The following is a 19,257-nucleotide window of genomic DNA, read 5'->3' as shown; positions in this document are numbered from 1 at the left end:
TGTTTCCTTATTCTTCATTCTGGGTAGCAATTTGTTGGCAAAGCGCAGTCAGCAGCAAGGTGCCGTAACCTGATGCCGCTTTGGGGTAAATCTTGCGATGGTTCATGCCCAGGGACATGGCCGCTGAGTCGATGTGGATCCAAGGCTGATTGGGCGAGACAAAGTGGTTGAGGAAGGTCGCTGCCACACTGGCATTACCATCACCGTCTTCAGCGCCGTGGCGCAGCTCGGCAAAATCACTTTTCAGCGACGCTTCAAAACGTTCATTGGCGATAGGCATATGCCAGAGTGGCTCAGAGCAGGTGTCACCGGCGATCTTGGCAGCCGCAATCAGGCGCTCATCATTGCCCATCAGCGACGCATAGGCCTTGCCGAGGGAGACACCCGTAGCACCGGTCAGAGTGGCGATATCAATCAGGTAATCTGGACGATAGGTTTTTTGGGCGTAATGCAGCACATCGGCCAGCACCATGCGGCCTTCTGCGTCGGTCGAGATAATTTCGACGCTCTTGCCGGAGAGCATGGTTACTACATCCCCCGGTTTAATAGCACAACCTGATGGCATGTTTTCCACCAGGCCACACAGGCCAATCACGCGCACAGGCAGGTTTAGTTGGGAAATGGCGTTCATCGCGCCAACCACTGCCGCCGCGCCGCCCATATCCACTTTCATGGTGCTCATGCGAAGCTGGCCTTTGATGCTGATGCCGCCGGTATCGAACGTGACCCCTTTCCCCACCAGCGCGATGGTGGTCTTGGCGTTTTTCGGGTAGTAATCGAGGCACAGCATACGGCCATCGCGCTCACTGCCCTGGGAAATCCCTACCAAGCCGCCAAAGCCCAGTTCATCCATTTCCGCTTCGGTGAGATAGGTCAGCGTGACGCCATCCATGCCCAGCGCTTCCACCGCACTGACAAAAGATTCCGGGTAGATAATATTGCCCGGCTTGTTGACCAGTTCGCGGGAAATCAGCTGACTTTCGGCCAGCACCTGACCTTCACAGAAGGCATCGCACAGCGTCGGATCCCCCGAAGCCAGCTCAAACCCGTTGATTGCCGGCTCAAGCAGGTAGCTCGCTTTGTGCTGGTAGTCGTAAGCTGACAGCGCCAGCCCCAGCGACAGCCATTTCACCCACACTGCTGGTTCATGCAGCACCTTGACGCTGTCGTCGATATGAAGCGCCAGTGTCTGGGCGCGTTTGAACGTAGTTGCGAGTAAAAAGCCGGTGTCCTGAATATCAGCAACCGTAAAGGCCGTTTTTCTGATTTCACCGTCGAAGCCGTCCACATCCTGATCAAGTGTCAGTGAGCGGCTTTCTCCCAAGGTAATACGCACTGTCCGAGTCGAGTCAGAGCCGGTCTCTTGGGTGCGGATAAAGCTAAATTGAATCATCCTGATTTCCTCTGTTGCCACGACTTATTCGTAGAGGTAGCAACGTACAAAGTGGTTTTCTGCTAACTGGGTCACCGGCGGCAGGGCGTGCTGGCATTTCGGCGTGGCGTGAAGGCAGCGGCCAGCAAACGGGCAGCCCACACTTTCCGGTGTCCAGAGCGGGATCTCGCCGCGGTTACCTTTGAGTTTCTCGTGAATCGATTTGTTGGGATCAGGCACGGCGGACACCAGCAGCTGGGTATAGGGGTGCTGTGGGTCATGAATGATCTGCTCAACATCGCCCCATTCCACCATGTGGCCGACATACATCACCGCCAGATCTTCGGCGATATAGCGCGCCGTCGCGATGTCGTGGGTGATGTAGAGCAGCGCCATTTCGCGCTCGAACTTCATCTCTTCCATCAGGTTCAGTACACCGGCGCGGATAGACACGTCCAGCATGGAGGTCGGCTCGTCCGCCAACACCACCTCTGCGCCCACAGCGATATTGCGTGCCAGGTTCACCCGCTGGCGCTGGCCGCCGGACAGCTGGTGCGGGTATTTGGCCGCGGTCTCTTTGGGCGGGGTCAGCCCCACCTGAAGCAGCAGATCGTAAACCTTCTCCTCCAGCGCCTTTTTATCCCGGCTGTCCACCTTGTTATGGATGCAAAGCGGGCGGGCAATGTGGTGGAAAATGGTGTGGGTAGGATTGAGCGACCCGAACGGGTCCTGCCACACCATCTGCACGCCCTGACGGTATTGCATCAACTCGTCACGACGGGCGATGGTCTGGATATCACGACCACAGTATTCGATAGTGCCTGCGGTGGGCGGATACATTTTGGCAATCATCTTCGCAGTGGTGGACTTGCCGGAGCCCGACTCCCCTACCACCGCCAGACCACGGCCTTTGTACATTTTGAACGAGACATCGTTGATGGCCCGCATCTTGGGTTTGTTCAGCGTATTGCTGTTAACCGCAAAATCCTTAACGAGGTTTTTGCCCTCAATGATGAGTTTTCCTGTCGGCTTGCTCATAACGGCTCCTTATCCCCGGATTTGCGCAGTGTAGAGATGGCAGTTGGAAAGACGCCCCGGCTCCAGCTGTTGCAGCGCTGTCGGCTGACTGAAACAGACAGGCTGGGCTTTGCTGCAACGCGCCTGGAAGCGGCAACCGGTCGGAATTTCAAACAGGTTCAGCGGGTTGCCGGGAATGCCAGTCAGGCGTGTTTTCGGGCCAGTTAATGGCGGGAACGAGCTGCCCAGTCCCTGGGTGTAAGGATGGTACGGCGTGGTCAGGATTTGTTTGGACGGCGCCACTTCCACCAGCTCGCCGGCATACATGATGCCGATACGGTCAGAGAACTCGACCATCAGCGAGAGATCATGGGTGATGAATAGGATAGAGAAACCAAACTCCTCTTTCAGGGCATAGATTTTTTGCAAAATCTCGCGCTGCACCACCACGTCCAGCGCTGTGGTTGGCTCATCCATGATGATCATTTTCGGATTGAGGGCGAGCGCAATGGCAATGACCAGGCGCTGGCGCATACCGCCGGAAAACTGGTGCGGGTAATCGCGCAGGCGGCTTGGGTGGATATCAACGATTTCCAGCAAACCCTCTGCGCGGCGCACCGCCTGTTCGCGGGTGAAGTTGGTGTGGTGCAGGATCACATCGCAAAACTGCTCTTCCATGGTCAGCACAGGATTGAGCGCATTCATCGCGCTCTGTAACACCATGGAAATTTCCTTCCAGCGAAAGCGCGACATGGCTTCATCGCTCTTTTGCAGAATGTCGCCGTGACCGTCAAACAGCACCTGCCCCTGGGAAATATAGGCAGGCGGCTTGTGAAGACGCATCAGGGAAAACGCAACGGTCGATTTTCCGCAGCCGGATTCACCGGCTAAACCAAAGATTTCCCCTTTGCCGATATCAAAGCTGACATGGTTGACGGCGCGCACATCCCCGGCATCGGTAATGTAATCCACGCACAAATCGCGGATGGATATTTGTGGGTCTGTCATGCCTGACCCTCCTTACCAAACACAGGGCGAGGCTTGCCCGGCTCTGCCTTGCTCCACTTGTTGCGCTGGCTCCATAGGCGCAGCCCTTTGTGTGAGCGAAGTTGCGGGTTGGCAATTTCATCCACGGCAAAGTTGAGCAGCGACAAACCAACTGCAATAAAGGTCAGCGCCAGACACGGCGGCAGGATTTCCCACCAGGCACCGATCAGCATGGAAGAGGATGTCTGGACGTTATAGAGCATCACGCCCCAGCTGATGGCATTCGGGTCACCAAGGCCAAGAAACGAAAGGCTGGCTTCGGTCATGATGGCCAACAGCACACAGCCGATAAAGCTCGCCCCCAGGATCGACATCAGGTTAGGCAGGATTTCGATGGCGATGATGCGCCAGGTTTTCTCGCCCAGCACTTCAGCGGCGCGGACAAATTCTTTCTCACGCACCGATAGGGTTTGCGCCCGCACAACCCTTGCGCCCCATGCCCAGGAGGTTATCGCGATGACCACGGCAATGGTCGCTGGCCCCGCCTGGCCGATAAAGGCGGCGATGATAAACAGCAGCGGCAGCTGCGGCACCACCAGCATGATGTTCATGGCCGCAGAGAGGTAGTCATCCACCTTGCCGCCAAAGTATCCGGCGGTCACACCAATCGCGGTGGCCAGGAAACAGACCATGACACCGGCACCCACGCCGACAGCCAGTGACGTGCGCGCGCCGTAAACCAGTTGCGACCAGATATCGCGCCCCATTCGGGACGTTCCGAGCACATGATCAGCGCCTTCCGACATCATCAGGCGGCGCGGATTGTTAGCGAGGTTTTTCGCTATCCAGCCGTCAGGATTTGCTTTAGCGGCTTTGACGATAAAGGCCGGGTATTCGTGCGGGTTACCGGTGCCGACATCCGGCGCGTGTTTGGTGATCAGCGGCGCGAAGATCGCGATAAGCGCAAACATGGCCAGGATGATAAGACCGGCGAGGGATTTTTTATTGCCCGCCAGCAGTTTGAACAGGGTTTTCATGATTACTTTCCTCCCTTGCGAAGGCGCGGGTCGAGGTAAACGATCATCAGATCGGCGAGGAAGTTGAAGAACAGCATGAACATGGTCATCAGCAGCAGTTGTCCCTGCAGTACCTGATAGTCACGGGCATGGATAGCGTTGAGCAGCACGGTGCCTAGACCCGGGTAGTTGAAGATCATCTCCACGATAAGCTGCCCGCTGATGGCAGAGCCGAGCGCCATAGAAAGTGCCGTCACGCTTGGCAGCATGGAGTTGCGGGCGGCGTAGTTGAACACCACGCGGTTTTCGCTCAACCCCTTGGCTTTCGCCATGGTGATGAAATCTTCGTTGAGCAAGTTGATCATGTTGTTACGCATGCTGATCAAAAAGCCCCCGATCTGGCCAATGGTGGCACAGAGCAAGGGCAACACAGCGTGATAGGCTACGTCTTTGTAGAACGCCCAACTCGACCAGTCCGGCTGCGTCCCGACCGTGTAAGCGTTGCCGGACGGGAACCATTCCAGCCCAATGGCGAAGGTGTAGAGCACCAGCATAGCGACCACCACAGACGGGATGGACTGTACCACCAGCATGCTTGGAGAGATAAAGGCATCGTAGTGGCTGCCGCGACGCCAGGCCGCAAAAATGCCCAGCACAGAGCCGATACAAAACGCCAGGATGATGGCCGAGCCGGTCAAAAACAGCGACCAACCCACAGCGCTGCCGAGCAGTTCATTGACCGTGATGGGGTAGTACTTGATGGACAAGCCCCAGTTGCCGGTAAAGATATTGCCCAGATAAGCAAAATACTGCTGGTACCAAGGGGCGTCGACAAAGCCAAGCAGCTTTTTCATTGCTTCGATACGTTCAGGGGTTACCTGCGCCGTGGCGTTGGCAAACATCATGGTAACCGGGTCGCCCGGCATTGCGCGGGGCAAGATGAAATTCAATGTCGCGGCAAACAGCAACGCCATTAAATAAAACGACAACCGTCGTAGAAAGAAAGCCATACCCTATCCTCAGGTGCAACGATCCCGCGCCAATAAAATTGCCTGTCAGCAATCTTTATTACGCTCATCAAGGTGATTGATATGAAAGATCAGGAGTGCACTGGTGGGCGCACTCCTGTTGTCGGTTTACGCTCTCGGCTTGAGACCCAACACGTGCAGCAGACGCTCCGGCACACCCGCCCATGACGATGGACGGCCTTTCGGATTCCCCTCGTTCCACCATCCGGTAAAGCGGCTTTCGTTGAACTGGTAAACGTCAACGCCGGACATCACAGGCACAGTCACCTGGTTCTCTGCGATGATTTTCTGGATTTGATGGGCAATCAGCTTCTGCTCATCCTGCTTGTCGGTTTTGTAGAAAGTGTCCAGCAGCCTGTCCAGCTCGGCATTTTTGAAGAAATGCATGGCGTAGCGCGGCATGCTTTCCCCTTCCTGGAAGCGGGAGTGGTAGCCCGTGCTCCAGTAGCGGTAAGGGTCTGCGCCATTGAAGTAGTTGGTGTAAGCCACATCATAGGTGCCAGAAAGCATCGCCTGGTTGTATACCGCGAAATCTGCCGTGCGTGCCTTGGCTTTGATGCCGACCGCCTGAAGTTGCTCTACACCCAACTGCACGGCGTTGTTGAAGTCCGTCCAGCCTGTCGGGGATTGCAGTTCCAGCTCAATCGGCTTGCCGGTTGGGGTTTCGACAAAACCGTCACCGTCGACATCCACAAAGCCTGCCTCTTTCAGCATGGCTTTGGCATTGACGACGTTGTAGGTGTTGTAGCCTTTGTGCTTGTTGTAGATTTCAGGATCGGCCCAGAACTCAAACACTTTGCCAAGGCCAGAAGCGTAGTCGTTCACCACGCCGTTGCCGTAGAAAGCGATATTGATGATTTTCTGGCGGTCAATGGACATCGAGAACGCGCGGCGGAAATCAATATTATTGATAGCCTCGTTGTTGCCCGGATGCGGTGACTTAAAGTTCAGCACAAACGCCTGCGGGCTTGCTGCCGGATACCAGTATTTGTGGTGTGGGCTGCGCGCCGCATAGGTGATGTCGATGTCCGGGATAAAGGCACCGGTCCAGTCGAGTTCAGACTTGATGATCTTGCTCAGCAACTGGTCGTTGTTGGCAATTTGCGGCACGCGCAGACAGTCCACTTCCAGATTGTCGTTGTCCCAGTAATTTGGGTTGCGGCACTGGACATAAAGCTGTGGCGTGAAGGTGTCGATTTCCGTGAACGGGCCTGAGCCTACCGGATTTTCGTTGGTGAACAGCTCCGGTTTTTCAATGTCTTTCCAAATGTGCTTTGGCACGATTGGAATGGTAGAGATTTCGTAAGGCACGTTGGTGTTCACTTCCGTGAGGTCAAAAATGGCCTTGTTGCCATCCTGGCGTACCGACTTAATCCAACGATCCATGCCCTTCGGATCCAACTCCGGTTTTTCACGGATAAGGTCGAAGGAATACACCACATCTTCCGCGCTAAACGGCTTACCGTCTGACCATTTGACGCCTTCACGGATCTCAAACGTTACCTGCATCAGATCCTCTGACAGGTAATAGTTTTCCGCCAGACGCATCACCGGCTTGTTGCCGTGCATCTGGTTAAACACCACCAGCGGCTCATAGATAAAGTCGGTGGTGGTACGCAGGTTAGTCGACAGGTACGGGTTGAAGTTGCGGATCATGGTCGGATAGAAATCCGCCACGATCGTCAGTTCATGTCGTTGTTCAGCCAGCGCCTGGGGCGCGGTTAATGCAGCAAGCACGAGGGCTGCAAGTGTCTTTTTACTCGGCATTACGTGTCCTTACTTTCATGAAAACCTTAATTAGAAACTGTTCGCCAGGTGGTAAACCGTCAGATCCCGAGCCAGTTCATCTGCCGTTGCCTCTCCGAGGTAATCGACAGTCACCGGACTACATGGCATAAGGGTAAAACTGGCGTCGCTGAAGCGGCCTTCACCACCAAATTCCGGGTGAACGAAAAAGGCCGGTTTGTCCGTGGTGAATGTCACCTGCACCTGGCCGTTGACCGTTTTCACCTCCGGGGTGACCGAGGCTTTGGGCAATGGCAGGCGTTTGTACACATCATCAAACCAGGTGTTGGCAAAGCGGGTACCTTCCACCTCAATCTCGACATGGAAAAAGCCCTGGTGCTGGCGCTCGTTGATCACCTCGCGGTCGCACTGCCACACCAGCTGGTTGTCGTCTTCACCCAGGCACGCTTCCACCGGCCAGGTATCAATCACCTCGCCCTGCCAGTCATACCAGGTCACCTGACCCTTCACGTCGCAGCGACGGTGCTCATCGTTGATAAGGTGCAGACGCAGCGTGTTTTCTTCTTCAACAAACACGGCAGCCTGAGGGGCAAAGAAGCGTTTGGCGTGGTAGTGAAGCTGCTTCCAGCGGCCGGTATATTCAATGCTCGACCAGGAGCTGACCGGCCAGCAGTCGTTGAGTTGCCAGTAAAGAATGCCGCGGCAGACCGGTTTGTTGGCACGCCAGTATTCGCTGGCAGTTTTGATGGCGAGCGCCTGTTGCACCTGGCTCAGGTACAGCATCTGGGCAAAGTCCATTGGGAAACGGAAATAGCGGGTAAACATTTCAGTGATGATGCTGTTGCCGCGGCCGTTTTTCTGGTGCTGTTCAAACGTCGGTGAGGTAACGTTCCAGTCCGATTCGGGGGCAAAGGTTTTTACTGTCGGCAGTGACGGCCATGACTGGTAGCCGAACTCGCTGCAAAAACGCGGCTTGATGTTGTGGTAAGCATCGAAAGATTTGCCGGAATGCCACACATCCCAGAAATGCATGTCCCCTTTGTTGTCGTCGTGCCAGGCATCCCCGAAGTCCAGTTCGCCGTTGCACGGTGAGCTGGCCCAAAAGCGGCGTGACGGGTCTTCGCGCTCCACCACTTCCTGCAACACGCGGTTTAAGCGGTCATAGTTGACGACGTATTTTTCGCGGTTGTTTTTCGATTCCGGATACCAGCCGATCGCGCCAATCACTTCGTTGTCACCGCACCACAATGCCAGTGACGGGTGATCGCTCAGGCGACGTACCTGCTCGGTGATTTCCTCACGCACGTCGCTCAAGAATTCCGGTGTCGATGGATACAGGGCGCAGGAAAACATCAGATCCTGCCACACCATCAGGCCAAGCTCGTCACACAGCTCATAGAAGCAATCGCGCTCATACATGCCGCCGCCCCAGACGCGGATCATGTTCATGTTAGCGGCTTTGGCATCTTCCAGCAGGCGGCGGTAACGCGCCGGCGTCTGGGTGCCCGGCATGGCATCGAGCGGGATCCAGTTAGCCCCTTTCGACATAATGGCTTTGCCGTTAACCATAAAGGTCATGGCCGCACCAATTTCATCTTCCTGGGTATCAACAGCCAGTTCGCGTAGGCCAAGGCGCTTTTCAATAACCTGACCATCCAGCGCCAGATGCAGGCAGTACAACGGCTGTTCGCCGTAACCTGCTGGCCACCAGCGCATCGGTTTATCCAGTTCAAAACGTACCGTATTCACGGCTGCATCAATGGCCACGGAAAGGCTATGGCGCTCGCCGTCCGGCGTTTCCAGCGTACATTCGGCCAGTTGTGGCTGCGCCCCATCCAGCATTTCGGTGTGGATACTGGCGACCACAACACAGCGGCCATCATGCTGCCACTGCTGCTCGGTACGCATGTCGAGTAAACGGACATGGGAAACCGGCTGAATGCGGATGCTGTCGTAAATGCCGCTAGCGAGCAGGCAAATGCCCCAGTCCCAACCGGCGTGGCACTGGGTTTTACGCAGGGTGTTCATGTGCGGGATCTGGTTGTTGCCCACCGCCCAAGGCACAGGAAACGGCAGGCGCTCGGCGCGCGCTTTGGCTTCAATGTCAGCACGCTTCAGGGTAACTGTGATTTGGTTACTGCCTTCACGCAGCAAAGGACGGATATCGCGGCGGTAGTGACGGAACATGTTGCTGCAGGTAATGGCGGTGATGCCGTTGATATCGATTTCCGCCATGGTGTCGACCATGCTGAGCTTGAGATCGACTTCCCGGGCGGCCATCAGTTCGGCATCCACCGTGAATTCACGTGTCATCTGCCAATCGTGCTCGCCCACCCACTGCACCTTGGTTTCGTTGCAGCCCATGTAGGGATCAGGAATGATGTCAGCCCCCAGCAGTGCACTGTGTACGTCTCCCGGCAGGGTAATCGGAGCGGTAATCGATGGTGTATTCAGTGAGGTCAGTTGCCATTCACCATCCAGTGTCAGTGTGGTCATTACGCTGCCTCCACCGCATCCAGTGCTTCAGAAGGTGAGACCACCAGGCGTTTCACGGTGGTTTGAATCACTTTTTTACCGTCAAAGCGCTCAGTGCCGCTTAAGGCAATGTCTGTGGTGAGAATAACGGCGTCTGCCTCTTCAACATCCTGCTGTGAGATTTCGTTCTCTGCGCCCAGAACGCCCTGTGTCTCCACTTTGATCGTCCAGCCACGCGCCAGCGCAGCCTGTTCAAGAGATTCAGCAGCCATGTAGGTGTGTGCAACGCCGGAAGGACAGGCGGTGATCGCAACAATGTTCATTTCTAACTCCAACACGTCGGTTCAGACCTTGGTGGTCTGTTGTTTTATTTTCACGATTCGTGCTGGCGATAATCACAAGGGAGAGGGTTGGGGTCGAGCAGTAAAAACTGGACAAATTTGCCCAAGCGCCAAAAAGTGAATAGCGATCAACATTGGCGCTTCTAGGGGCTGTTGACCTTTGGTGATGATTTTTGCAGCAGTTTGTGGGGATTTTATGCAAGGCAGAAGCTTCGATGTGTAGCTAGCCTACATGAGACGCTGATAACGCAGCAGAAATTCCCCACAAACGCTGCCCGAAGGGTTCGACTGCGCGTCCCGTACCCTAAGCGTTTTATGCTTTGTTGAGGTGTATTTGCTTAGAATAACTAGGCGGCACACACCTCGCCGCGCCTAAAACGCTTATGGCTAGAACAAAATTTAACCACCAAAGGTCAACAGCCCCTAGTGTAAAAAGGTTTGATTTGGCAATAAAAAAGCACCAACTTGTGGTGCTTTTCGAAAAACGGTTTCGGGAATCAACCCAGTGTGCTGAGCGCTTCCATCGATGGCGCGTAGAAGTAGGCACCGGTCACTGGCGTTGTAAAACGCAGCAACATGTCGGTTTTGCCGTCACGCTCACCAAACATGCTTTCCAGCATGGTTTTGTGTACGTGCTGGGTGTGGCAGTACGCGATAAACAGCAGGCCGTGATCGCCGGACACTGAACCATACGGCAGGCTGTGACGCACCATTTTCAGCCCTTTGCCATCTTCTTTGATATCAACGCGGCCAACGTGAGACGTTGCCGGTACATCTTCAAGCTCAATCGAATCTGGCTTGGTACGGCCAATCACTTTCTCTTGCTGCTTGATGGTCAGAGGCTCCCAAGCTGCCAGTTTGTGCACGTAGCGCTGCATCATCACCACACTGCCACCGGCACACTCGCCTTCAGCAATAATGGCTACCTGACGGCGTGCTTCTTCGCCTTCCGGGTTTTCTGTACCATCGATAAAGCCGGTCATATCGCGGGAATCGAGGTAACGGTAACCGTAAGTTTCATCAACCACTTCCACCTCTGCCGCGATCGGCGACAAGAACTTGCGCAGCAGGAAGAAGTTAAGATCATGACGGCTGGAATGGGCATGGATCAGGATGTCACACTCGGTCGCAGGTGCATGGGTATCACCTTCGCCAAGCGGTCGGAATGGGGAAAAATCGTCTGGTGTCTGGATATCGTTCGCCGCACAGAATGCTGGAGCGAACGAAACGGCTGCTTTCAGTGAAGCGCCAGGTTGATTGGCATTAATCTCTTCGACCAGCGTGTGCAAATCACGGCATTGTTTCAGGACTGCTTTTGCGTCGCCGGTGACTTTAAGTACGGTATAGAGCGCGAACTGCCCCGCGTCTGCCACGATTGCCGGTTGGGAAACCGCCATTTTTACCTCCGAGTAAAGTGCTAACTATCTATGTTTTGCGTCAAGCTAGCATATTCCCGGATGAATTCAGAGACTTTGTCTCAGATCGGTAAAGTAATCAGTGTTTGTTTAAACCGAGGTGATTTCCACCTTGAGTGATGCGGTTTCATCCAACAGGGCGTTGGTTTGATTCACCGATGCCGGTGTATTGAGACCCGCACTGACAACCGGCGCCATAATGGTACGCCATTCGCCGTTCTGCCCCTGTTCTTGAACCAGCAGGGAAATCTTCACTTCGTCCGCTGTCACTTCCAGTAGCTCGGCTTTGCCCACCAGAGCGCCACTCATATCCCCGTTGTCAAACAGGATGGTCTCTTCACCGGGAACCAGTGAAACAGAGGTCTGTGCGCGGTGCTGTTTACCTGAGCGCTCCATTTCGAAATTCACGTCAACTTGCCAGTCGGCCATTGCCAGCGGGCTTAGCATGGCACTGAAAAGCACCAGCCCTTTCTTCCACTCATTCATTCTTTTCTTCTCTTGTAATCGGTGCTTCAAACAAAAACTGAGTGCGGCGGCTTCTAAATAAATACAACACGAGCCAAATCGCCATCAGTAACATGCCAGCACTGCCCCAATGGAAGCTCCAGTGCTGAATCATCAAATGTTGTGCCTGCAACGCAAGGTCACACAGTAATGACACCATGAGAATCACTTTGCCCCATCGCCACACTGCGGAGAAGAACCCCGGGTAGCGGTGCAGGTTTCCTGCCATCAGCATCAATGCGACGGCGGGTGTTCCCAATCCCAGACCAAGATATAACGCTTCGTGGCTTGGATAGAAAATGGATAACAGGGTTTGTCCCTGTTCGCGGCTTACGCCTGCGATAACAAACACAATCCAGGCGCGGGCGAGGAAAAAACAGCTCAACCAGAACATCAGGTTGGGTTTGGCGTTGCCGTGTTTGTCGTAGTAATCAGGGGATGTGTACAAGAGCGAATTCATTGGTGTCGTTATCTTCCAGGGTTAGCACATAGTTAATGATGTTCATAGCCCTCCTTGGCACTTTGTCAGCAATCCTGCCGGTCACAAAGTCTCAGCACAGAAATTTGCGGAGTGACCCAACAAATTTCCGTACAGAGTATTTTATAAATTCAAGGCGGCTCACAATCAGCCCAGTGTTACCGCGGTACCACTGATGCTGACCATCAACATACCACCATTGGGGCCGACCACTTCATAATCAAGATCAATGCCCACAATCGCGTTGCCGCCCACGGCTCTGGCCTGCTCTTTGAGTTCATCGAACGCAATTTCACGCGCTTTGGCCAGCTCTGCTTCATAAGACCCGGAACGGCCGCCAACAATGTCACGGATACTGGCAAAAATATCTTTGAAGATATTTGCACCAAGGATCGCCTCGCCGACAACCACGCCGTGGTATTGTCGTATCTCGCGTCCCTGAACCGTGGGCGTAGTGGTTAGAATCATCAGTCATTCTCCTTTTAATCAGTGCCACAGCTTTGACAGGAATCTCAGTTTTTGGTTTCGTGACAGGCTGTTATCATCGTTATATACCCAAACAACCTGAAGATGCAGGATTCAGCGAGATTGACTGGCGTTGTGATCGCGGCGTTCCTTTGTAGGTGTAGTCACCTCCATCAAAAAGGAACAACAAAGAGCACAGCGTCAGTCAACTCGCCCGAAGGGAGGCCAGCAATGCGCCCACTTCTTCGTTAAATTCCACGGAAATAGAACGACTATTCCACGTAAAATTTGCCTCGAATTGAACGCATTGATGACCTCTGAATGCGAGCATCTTCAGGTCATTTGGGTATAATTGCGCCTAACGTAGCACGGGATAAGAAAGATAACGATGAATAACCCAACGCCATCACCGGAAAGCCAACTGGAAGCAATGAAAATTGCCAAGGCAACGCAGAAACCGGGTCAAACCAAAGAACAGACAAAACTGATTGCTCAGGGCATTGAAAAAGGTATCGCCCTGTATAAAAAGCAGCTGAAAGCCAAAGCGCGCGAGCGCGATAAAGAACGCAAAAAGCAGCTGAAACAAAAGCAGGTCGCCAGTGTAGATATCGAGCTGGACTCCGAAAGCATTCACCAAGAACCGTCCCGCGCCAACACCATATTGCCTTGGGCGCTGCTTGTTATCAGCTGGGTAGGTTTTGCTGCGTTTGCGCTGCTACGTTAACCATCAGGTGGGATAGTGATATGAACAGAAAAATTTCAGACAGACGTTTTTATATCCCTGCAGCCACGGCCACCTTGCTGGCGCTGGCTGGATGTGTGCAAGGAGAAACCACGATGAAGGACAGATCCCTTACCCCCTGCGCCGACAAGCCAAATTGTGTTTCCACGCAGGATGAGCGCAAGGATTTCCATTTGGCTCCGTTTGAACTGGCAAATGACAATATCAGCATGGCGAGAATTGTTGATGTTGCGCTGATGCTGCCCGGGGCAAGGGTTGCCGAACAAGACGGGGATTACGCCCGGATAGAGTGTGTCAGCAAAATCATGCGTTTTGTTGATGATTTGGAGCTTCGCATTGATGGCGACAAGCTGATTGTCCGCTCAGAGTCCCGCACCGGCTATTCGGATTTCGGTGTTAACCGCAAGCGTGCCGACCAACTTCGCCAGTCACTCCAGAAAGCAGGACTTATCAAGTAATGGATATCCCGTCGCTCAAACAGCACTGCCACTCTTTGGTGGGAATTCGCCATGACGTAAAATGGGGCGGCGTGGATGTTTACAGTGTTCATCAGACCAAGATGGTGTGCATTTTTTACGACGGGAACAAGATGGCGTGTAAAGTGCCGGATGACCTGTTCGTGATGATGGCTGAAATACCGGATTGCCGTCCAGCACCGCACCTGGCTAGAGCAGGTTGGATAGAGTTTGGTGAAAAATGTCCACTGCCAACCGCTGAGCTGGAAAACATCATCTCGCGCTCATGGGATTTAGTGGTCGATAAGCTGCCGAAATATGTTCAAAAAGCGCTGCGACCCGGCCAGTCGTGACAGCTATTCCTTCCATAAAAAAACGCAGCGAATGTTGAGCTGCGTTTTTATTTTCAATGAGCGAGGGTACCCATGATGTCCCGTTTGCGCTCTTCGACCCACTCACGTTTGAACGGGCCCCAATCAGTCAGGCGGTAGTAACCATCGTTGTGGCGTCGTCCATCCTGAATAAACGACAATTCAATGCCCAGCCCTGCCAGAGACTTGATCACGTCCTGAATAGTGCGGCGTGGCCAGCCTGTTGCTTCAATCAATCGAGGAACGTTCGGGCGTTCCATCTCTTCGACCAGAAATGCGAGATACAGTCTTCTTGCAAAAACCGGATTCAGTTCCATTGAGACCTCCTAATATGACTGTTTTCCATTATTCAATGAATTGCAGAGGAGGTATTGCGCTTGATCAAAAGGAGCGCGCATAGATCAGGGCAGCTGAATCCTTTCCCCCTTATTCAGACCTGCCGAGATAGTTACCCATTCTTCGTTGTTGTGCTGGAAAGTTTCACCCAGCCTCACAATACGCATATCTTCATTTTTTTCAGGATGTTGAACGTGAACATAACGAAGCTGACCACGGGAAATTACCGCATCCTGTGGCACCGCCAGCACCTCCACCGTATCCAATGGCACGGATACACGCCCGAACATCCCAGGATACAGTCCCTCTTTCTCATCAAACCCGAATTTCACGGTAAAACTTCTTGAAGCTGCATCTGCCGCCGGTTCTATTTCCTGTGCCCGAGCTTTTAAAGGGTGGGAGTTGGTATCAAGGACGATATCAAACTGGTCAGTGTCGGCCAGCTTTGGCAACACAGATTCACTGATCGCCGCTTCCAGCCTTAATGAGTTTGGGTTGTAGATAGAGATCAGGTTGGCACCCACGGTGGCAATGTCTCCCTGATTCACAGAGCGTTTACTGATTACACCGTCAAAAGGTGCGGTGATGACACTGAAATTTCGGTTCACTTCCGCTTCAGACAAGGATGCCGTGCGACCAGCAAGTTCCGCATTGGCCGTGTCCAGTTTGACCTTGGCGGCATCGCGCTCCGCGACGGGCAGCAAACCGCGATCGACCAGTTTGCGCACACGGTCGTAATTAATGCGGGCATCATTAACCTGCGCCTGTGCGGAAGCCAGTGCTTGTTGCTGCTGGATAACCCGCGCGCTCAAATCATCACTTTCGAGCCGCAACAGGATATCCCCGGCTTTCACCGCATCCCCGGCATCGACCAGCACATCCGCTACTTTGGCGTTAATACGCGAAGCCAGTTCTGCCGACTGGTGAGCCCGCACAGTACCGCTGAACTGGCGGCTTTGCGGCATTTCTACCACATCCACTTCCAGATATTCTGCCGCAGGTGTCTGCACCGCCCGCTCCGGTACCGGTGGAAGATCAGGAACAAACAGCCCCGCCATGTAGGCAAAAACCAGCACCATTACCGCCGCTGAGGCGAGCATCGCTATCATTCGCGCTTTCATTGCAAGGCTCCTTCCGAAGACGTTTCACTGTGCTCCTCCTGCAAAGGCGTTGGCGCACTGATCATGTAATAAACCACAGGCACCACCAGCAGGGTGAAGATGGTGGAGGCGATAATGCCGAAAATAATTGCCCAGGCCAGACCGCTGAAAATCGGATCCAGCGTAATCACTATATTGCCGAGCATGGTTGTTCCCGCCGTCAACAAAATAGGCCGCATCCGCACTGCGCCCGCCTGATACAGCGCTTCTTCCAGCCCGACGCCTTCCACCAGTGCCTGCTGAATAAACTGGATCAGTACCAGTGCATTACGTACTACGATCCCGGCCAGCGCAATCATGCCTATCATGGCCGTTGCCGTGAACAGTACCGGGTTAGGGATACCATTGATATCGCCTGCAAACACATTGAGCAGCCAGAACCCCGGCATAATGCCAATCATGGTCAGCGGGATGGAAAGCATGATGACCCCGGACACACCTGCCAATCCTGTCTGGATAACCAAAACAACATAGACACCAAGAAGCGCCACACCGAAGGCGATGCCCAAATCACGGAACACATCCAGGGTAATTTTCCATTCCCCTTCCCCGCTCCAGACCACCTCGATATCCGGCGGTAATTGCCAGCCAAGACCGGCACCATTGTTAAAGTAGTGACGCTCTGAAAGAGGGCGAGCGCGCTCGCTTTCCGGTTCACCAAAATCCACCATAATGTCAGCGATAGCTTCAGCCGGCGCCCTGCCGACAGTCTGCCCATAGGCATACACCACGGGACGCAGATTCTTGTGGTAGATGGTGTGTTCTTGTGGTTTCAGCTCAAACCTGCCCAGCTCACCGAGTTGCACCAAAGGCCGAGGAGCTGATGAAGTGCCGCTTTCGGTCAATACCTGACTGACCCCTTCACGTCCACGGACGTAAAGCGAAAGCACAGCATTCAGGCTGTCCCGTTCCCCTTCTGGTAAACGGACAGTGATCGCCAGAGGAGAGACTTCATCCACCAGTTGCATTTCACCGATGGGCGCGCCTTGCAAAGCAGCAAGAATGGTCTGGTTGATATCGTCGGTCGAAATTCCGGAAAGCGCCGCTTTCTCCCTGTCCACCACAAACTGCCATACCTGATGCTCATCGGTCGCTGATGTCGTGACCTCTGAAACAAAATCTTCCTGGCGCATACGCTCAGCCACTTTTTCCGCTGCCGCTTCAAGCTCGTGATAAGGGGTGAAAGCATTGCCGTAGACTTCCGCGACCAAGGTAGCGATGACCGGCGGGCCGGGAGGCACTTCCACCAGTTGGATGTCTGCGCCGTATTGGGCAGCGATTGCTTCCAGCTCATCGCGCCAGCGGGTGATCATTTCGTTGGACTGCTCCCGGCGCTGGGTTTTATCCAGCAATACCACACGAAGCTCACTTTGCTGCGGCTCGGCGCGCAGGAAGTAATGGCGCACCATGCCATTGAAGTCCATGGGTGAGGCCAAACCGACAAAATGGGAGACAGAAACGACCTCCGGCTGCGCCAGCAAGAACTCGGCAAGTGCATCACTCACCAGCGCCGATTGCTCGACAGACGTTCCATCAGGCATATCGATCACCAGCTGAAACTCATTCTTGTTATCGTGTGGCAACAGTTTAAGCGGCACCATGCGGAGCGCGGGCAAAGATACCGCCATGGCGAACAACGCAGCAATTACCAACAGGAAGGAGACCCGTCTTCCACGGGATGCCAGAATGGCCGACAGAATGCGCCGGTAACCGCGGTAGACCAGCGTGGTCTCAAGATGATAGTGACCGGCTTCTGACGCCACTTTCAGCAGCTTGAACGCCAGCCAAGGGGTGACAAAAAACGCCACCACGGTCGAGAAGATCACCGCCACAGGCACATTAAAAGCCATGGGCGCCATATAAGGCCCCATCATGCCTGTGATGAAAAACATCGGCATAAACACAATCACGATGGCAATGGTCGACATCAGGAGCGCACTGCGTATCTCTGCCATTGCCAGAGAGATGGCTTTCACTCGCGGAAGGTTTTTCTGGCGCAGGTAGCGGTCAATGTTGTCAATGGAAGCAATGGGATCATCAACAATCAGGCCGAGCGCCAGGATAAGCGCAAACAGGGTGACGCGGTTGATGGTATAGCCAAACATCAGGTCAAGCAGCAGCGTCGCGCCGTAGCTGACAGGTATCGCGAGCGCCACCACCAGCGCCGCCCGCCAGTTCATAAAGAAGCCGACAAACACCACCACGGTTAACACGGCAAGACCCAGGCTCGATACCAGATTCGAGACTTTTTCGTCTGCGGTCTGGCCATAGTTGCGGATCACATCCAGATGCACCCCGTCAGGCAGCCAGGATTTTTCCATTTCATCGAACGCAGCGAGTACATCGTCCGCCACCCACACTGCGTTAGAGCCCTTTCGCTTGGCGACAGAAATAAACACCGCCGGCCAGGAGCGGCCACTTACGGCTTCAGGATGGGCAAAGCCGGGGGAATACAGGGTATAGCTGTCCGGCTGCACTGGCCCATCAGTGATGGTCGCGACGTCTTTGAGGTAAACCGGCTTGCCATTGATGACATTGACCACCAGCATCTCAAGTTCTTGGGCAGACTGGAAAAACTGTCCGGACTCGACGGTATACACCCTGCCCTTATCGTTTACCCGACCAGCCTGTTGGTGCACGTTGGAAACCGACAGCGCCCAGCGAATGTCATCAATGGTGGTTTGATAGGCAGCTAACGCGGTGGCATCAAAGGCAATTTGTATTTCCCGGGGCAAGCCGCCGGAAACTGTCACCTGATGGGTTTGGTCAATGGCCTTGAGTGACTGCGTCATCTCCTCGGCAATGCGGCGCAAGGCGAAGCTGTCAGTAATTTCTGGTTTGGTGGAGTAAAGCGCAGCGACAACAATGGGGACGTGGTCGATTTCAATGGGTTTCACCACCCAGCTGGTTACTGACGAAGGAAGCGTGTCCTGGTTGGCGTAAAGTTTGCTGTAGAGTTTAACCAGACTGTCTTCGCGGTTTTCACCCACGTGGAAGCGGACAATGACCACCGCCTGTCCTTTCATCGACTGGGAATAAACGTATTCCACGCCATCAATTTGGGACAGTAAACGCTCGGCAGGTTCTGTGATTTGGTTTTCTACCTGACGGGGAGACAATCCGGGTGCCGAAATGATGACATCCGCCATCGGCACCACAATTTGCGGATCTTCCTCACGCGGGGTCATGACTAATGCCACTGTCCCCGCCAGAAGCGCCACCAACATCAAAACAGGCGCAAAACCACTCAACAGAAACCGACTGACAAGGTCGGTGGCTTGAGAACGTACCTTCTCCTGTTCCATTCCATATCCCTCAAAATGCCCTTACCAGGCTGGCGTCGAATGCG

18 protein-coding genes are annotated in these 19,257 nt (G+C 54.1%); 3 read left to right on the top strand and 15 right to left on the bottom strand.

The features are described from left to right. Positions 1–7: 7 nt before the first annotated feature. From KU854_RS11435 to KU854_RS11380, 12 genes are all read right to left on the bottom strand, one after another. Positions 8–1,393 (bottom strand): leucyl aminopeptidase family protein, encoded by a 1,386-nt coding sequence (locus KU854_RS11435; protein WP_218358685.1) that lies wholly within the window; start codon positions 1,391–1,393, stop codon positions 8–10. 24 nt (positions 1,394–1,417) lie between these two features. Further along, positions 1,418–2,410, bottom strand: coding sequence for an ABC transporter ATP-binding protein (locus KU854_RS11430; RefSeq protein ID WP_054779297.1), 993 nt, complete (start codon positions 2,408–2,410; stop codon positions 1,418–1,420). 9 nt (positions 2,411–2,419) lie between these two features. After that, a complete protein-coding gene (locus KU854_RS11425; RefSeq protein ID WP_218358684.1) occupies positions 2,420–3,397 on the bottom strand; it encodes an ABC transporter ATP-binding protein in 978 nt (325 codons plus the stop codon). Beyond that, the gene (locus KU854_RS11420) at positions 3,394–4,413 is read right to left on the bottom strand and encodes an ABC transporter permease (protein ID WP_054779295.1); all 1,020 of its coding nucleotides are present in this window, start codon (positions 4,411–4,413) and stop codon (positions 3,394–3,396) included. The genes KU854_RS11425 and KU854_RS11420 overlap by 4 nt, the downstream gene beginning before the upstream one ends. A gap of 2 nt (positions 4,414–4,415) precedes the next feature. Continuing rightward, positions 4,416–5,402, bottom strand: coding sequence for an ABC transporter permease (locus KU854_RS11415; protein WP_218358683.1), 987 nt, complete (start codon positions 5,400–5,402; stop codon positions 4,416–4,418). A gap of 126 nt (positions 5,403–5,528) precedes the next feature. Beyond that, a complete protein-coding gene (locus tag KU854_RS11410; RefSeq protein WP_218358682.1) occupies positions 5,529–7,187 on the bottom strand; it encodes an ABC transporter substrate-binding protein in 1,659 nt (552 codons plus the stop codon). Between the two features lie 30 nt (positions 7,188–7,217). Next, positions 7,218–9,662, bottom strand: a complete 2,445-nt coding sequence (locus KU854_RS11405) for a beta-mannosidase (protein WP_218358681.1) — start codon at positions 9,660–9,662, stop codon at positions 7,218–7,220. Beyond that, entirely contained in the window at positions 9,662–9,964 is a 303-nt protein-coding gene (locus tag KU854_RS11400) for a PTS fructose transporter subunit IIB (RefSeq protein ID WP_218358680.1), read from the bottom strand. The genes KU854_RS11405 and KU854_RS11400 overlap by 1 nt, the downstream gene beginning before the upstream one ends. A gap of 515 nt (positions 9,965–10,479) precedes the next feature. Then, entirely contained in the window at positions 10,480–11,379 is a 900-nt protein-coding gene (locus KU854_RS11395) for a Dyp-type peroxidase (protein WP_218358679.1), read from the bottom strand. Between the two features lie 108 nt (positions 11,380–11,487). Then, a complete protein-coding gene (locus tag KU854_RS11390) occupies positions 11,488–11,883 on the bottom strand; it encodes a hypothetical protein (protein ID WP_054780717.1) in 396 nt (131 codons plus the stop codon). After that, positions 11,876–12,361, bottom strand: a complete 486-nt coding sequence (locus KU854_RS11385; protein ID WP_218358678.1) for a DUF2919 domain-containing protein — start codon at positions 12,359–12,361, stop codon at positions 11,876–11,878. Before KU854_RS11385 ends, KU854_RS11390 begins: the two co-directional genes overlap by 8 nt. Before the next feature lie 165 nt (positions 12,362–12,526). Next, entirely contained in the window at positions 12,527–12,847 is a 321-nt protein-coding gene (locus KU854_RS11380; RefSeq protein WP_218358677.1) for a heavy metal-binding domain-containing protein, read from the bottom strand. 385 nt (positions 12,848–13,232) lie between these two features. Here KU854_RS11380 and KU854_RS11375 point away from each other — a divergent pair, with 385 nt between their 5' ends. The 3 genes from KU854_RS11375 to KU854_RS11365 are packed head-to-tail and all read left to right on the top strand — an operon-like array spanning position 13,233 to position 14,394. After that, positions 13,233–13,568, top strand: coding sequence for a DUF2956 domain-containing protein (locus tag KU854_RS11375; protein ID WP_218358676.1), 336 nt, complete (start codon positions 13,233–13,235; stop codon positions 13,566–13,568). A 20-nt stretch (positions 13,569–13,588) separates the two neighbouring features. Then, positions 13,589–14,044, top strand: coding sequence for a DUF1499 domain-containing protein (locus tag KU854_RS11370; protein WP_218358675.1), 456 nt, complete (start codon positions 13,589–13,591; stop codon positions 14,042–14,044). Beyond that, positions 14,044–14,394: an MmcQ/YjbR family DNA-binding protein gene (locus KU854_RS11365; protein WP_218358674.1), complete on the top strand. Its 351-nt coding sequence runs from the start codon at positions 14,044–14,046 to the stop codon at positions 14,392–14,394. The genes KU854_RS11370 and KU854_RS11365 overlap by 1 nt, the downstream gene beginning before the upstream one ends. A gap of 53 nt (positions 14,395–14,447) precedes the next feature. On the opposite strand, the gene KU854_RS11360 is transcribed toward KU854_RS11365, so the two are convergent. From KU854_RS11360 to KU854_RS11350, 3 genes are all read right to left on the bottom strand, one after another. Continuing rightward, entirely contained in the window at positions 14,448–14,729 is a 282-nt protein-coding gene (locus KU854_RS11360; RefSeq protein WP_054780598.1) for a winged helix-turn-helix domain-containing protein, read from the bottom strand. 84 nt (positions 14,730–14,813) lie between these two features. Then, positions 14,814–15,869 carry an efflux RND transporter periplasmic adaptor subunit gene (locus tag KU854_RS11355; RefSeq protein ID WP_218358673.1) on the bottom strand — a complete coding sequence of 352 codons (1,056 nt, stop codon included), beginning with the start codon at positions 15,867–15,869 and terminating at the stop codon, positions 14,814–14,816. Next, on the bottom strand, positions 15,866–19,213 hold the full coding sequence (locus KU854_RS11350; protein WP_218358672.1) for an efflux RND transporter permease subunit: 3,348 nt from the start codon (positions 19,211–19,213) through the stop codon (positions 15,866–15,868). Before KU854_RS11350 ends, KU854_RS11355 begins: the two co-directional genes overlap by 4 nt. Positions 19,214–19,257 lie beyond the last annotated feature (44 nt).

It is taken from the genome of Enterovibrio paralichthyis, assembly GCF_019209835.1.
Lineage (GTDB): Bacteria > Pseudomonadota > Gammaproteobacteria > Enterobacterales > Vibrionaceae > Enterovibrio > Enterovibrio paralichthyis.
This window is presented reverse-complemented; position numbering and strand designations above follow the sequence as displayed.

Excerpts from the sequence above, each read along its gene's own strand:
- KU854_RS11425 (WP_218358684.1), bottom strand. The coding sequence starts at position 3,397 with ATGACAGACCCACAAATATCCATCCGCGATTTGTGCGTGGATTACATT.
- KU854_RS11365 (WP_218358674.1), top strand. The coding sequence starts at position 14,044 with ATGGATATCCCGTCGCTCAAACAGCACTGCCACTCTTTGGTGGGAATT.
- KU854_RS11395 (WP_218358679.1), bottom strand. The coding sequence starts at position 11,379 with ATGGCGGTTTCCCAACCGGCAATCGTGGCAGACGCGGGGCAGTTCGCG.
- KU854_RS11375 (WP_218358676.1), top strand. The coding sequence starts at position 13,233 with ATGAATAACCCAACGCCATCACCGGAAAGCCAACTGGAAGCAATGAAA.
- KU854_RS11400 (WP_218358680.1), bottom strand. The coding sequence starts at position 9,964 with ATGAACATTGTTGCGATCACCGCCTGTCCTTCCGGCGTTGCACACACC.
- KU854_RS11385 (WP_218358678.1), bottom strand. The coding sequence starts at position 12,361 with ATGAATTCGCTCTTGTACACATCCCCTGATTACTACGACAAACACGGC.
- KU854_RS11380 (WP_218358677.1), bottom strand. The coding sequence starts at position 12,847 with ATGATTCTAACCACTACGCCCACGGTTCAGGGACGCGAGATACGACAA.
- KU854_RS11430 (WP_054779297.1), bottom strand. The coding sequence starts at position 2,410 with ATGAGCAAGCCGACAGGAAAACTCATCATTGAGGGCAAAAACCTCGTT.
- KU854_RS11420 (WP_054779295.1), bottom strand. The coding sequence starts at position 4,413 with ATGAAAACCCTGTTCAAACTGCTGGCGGGCAATAAAAAATCCCTCGCC.
- KU854_RS11410 (WP_218358682.1), bottom strand. The coding sequence starts at position 7,187 with ATGCCGAGTAAAAAGACACTTGCAGCCCTCGTGCTTGCTGCATTAACC.
- KU854_RS11370 (WP_218358675.1), top strand. The coding sequence starts at position 13,589 with ATGAACAGAAAAATTTCAGACAGACGTTTTTATATCCCTGCAGCCACG.
- KU854_RS11405 (WP_218358681.1), bottom strand. The coding sequence starts at position 9,662 with ATGACCACACTGACACTGGATGGTGAATGGCAACTGACCTCACTGAAT.
- KU854_RS11390 (WP_054780717.1), bottom strand. The coding sequence starts at position 11,883 with ATGAATGAGTGGAAGAAAGGGCTGGTGCTTTTCAGTGCCATGCTAAGC.
- KU854_RS11350 (WP_218358672.1), bottom strand. The coding sequence starts at position 19,213 with ATGGAACAGGAGAAGGTACGTTCTCAAGCCACCGACCTTGTCAGTCGG.
- KU854_RS11435 (WP_218358685.1), bottom strand. The coding sequence starts at position 1,393 with ATGATTCAATTTAGCTTTATCCGCACCCAAGAGACCGGCTCTGACTCG.
- KU854_RS11355 (WP_218358673.1), bottom strand. The coding sequence starts at position 15,869 with ATGAAAGCGCGAATGATAGCGATGCTCGCCTCAGCGGCGGTAATGGTG.
- KU854_RS11360 (WP_054780598.1), bottom strand. The coding sequence starts at position 14,729 with ATGGAACTGAATCCGGTTTTTGCAAGAAGACTGTATCTCGCATTTCTG.
- KU854_RS11415 (WP_218358683.1), bottom strand. The coding sequence starts at position 5,402 with ATGGCTTTCTTTCTACGACGGTTGTCGTTTTATTTAATGGCGTTGCTG.